This is a genomic window from Mycobacterium sp. NGS16 (assembly GCF_059813225.1).
This window is the reverse complement of the sequence record NZ_JCALEE010000037.1, coordinates 1-264: the sequence shown is the minus strand read 5'-3', so window position 1 is coordinate 264 and position 264 is coordinate 1. Positions and strand designations below refer to the sequence as shown.

Annotated in this window: 1 protein-coding gene; it reads left to right on the top strand. The window is 73.9% G+C overall.

The window, feature by feature from the left end; translation table 11 throughout:
• On the top strand, positions 1-264 hold a 264-nt coding region (locus AC5Y4Q_RS21690; protein WP_499960177.1), incomplete at both ends, for a DUF222 domain-containing protein.

Here is a 264-nt window from a genome sequence, read left to right as displayed (position 1 = left end):
CGACGACAACCTGCTGGTGGCGGCCATTGCCGGGTGGGCCCGGGTGGAGGCCGCGGCCTCGGCGCGCCGGCTGGCCGCGATTGGCGAGTTGGTGGCCCGGCGCACCCGCGCGGCCGATGCGGTGAACCGGTCGCGCTGGTCGTGCGACTACTGGGATGCCGCAGCCGCCGAGGTCGCCGCTGCCGAACAGATCAGCCACGGCATGGCGTCCTCCCAGATGTATCTGGCCACGGCGCTGCGGGAACGCCTACCGAAGGTCGCCGC